Origin of the sequence: Devosia psychrophila, assembly GCF_000971275.1 — a bacterium.
Classification (GTDB): domain Bacteria; phylum Pseudomonadota; class Alphaproteobacteria; order Rhizobiales; family Devosiaceae; genus Devosia; species Devosia psychrophila.
The window spans coordinates 1-592 of sequence record NZ_LAPV01000115.1 but is presented as its reverse complement, the minus strand read 5'-3'; the positions used below and the strand labels follow the sequence as shown (position 1 = coordinate 592).

The 592-nt window shown below is 59.1% G+C and carries 1 pseudogene; it reads right to left on the bottom strand.

From position 1 onward, the window contains the following. A pseudogene (locus WH91_RS23405) lies at positions 1-592 on the bottom strand (DDE-type integrase/transposase/recombinase); the annotation flags it as partial.

Genomic DNA, 592 nt, shown 5'->3' with positions numbered 1-592 from the left:
GGTCTGGTGCCAGCGCTCGATCTTGCCCTGGGTCTGGGGATGCATTGGAGCGCCCCGAACATGGCTCATGGCTTTGGCCTCGATATAATCGGCCAGTTCACCGGCGATGTAGCTCGGGCCGTTGTCGCTGAGCAGGCGGGGTTTGTGATGCACATGGGCCTGATCGCAGCCTGAGGCTGTGAGGGCCAAGTCCAGTGTGTCGGTCACATCCTGGGCCCGCATGGTGCTGCACAGCTTCCAGGCGATGATGTAGCGCGAGTAATCGTCGAGCACGGTGGACAGGTACATCCAACCCCAGCCGATGATCTTGAAGTCAAGTAAAGTCGGTCTGCCACATGATCTGGTTATGGATATTGGCCGGGGTTCTGTTCCACACCCGGCTGGGCGCGCAGGACCGGTCCTCCAATGCCTCGGGCCCACCACCGAGATAACGGTCATACCAGCGATAAAAGGACCGGCGTGGGATTCCCACGCCGGTCCAGCGTTTTACGGGTTGGCAGGTGCGACTGCTCGACCATTCTGATGATCTCGAGCTTTTCGGATGCGGGATATCTCATTCTGGCTCGTCCCCATCCGCGATCATGCTTTTTTT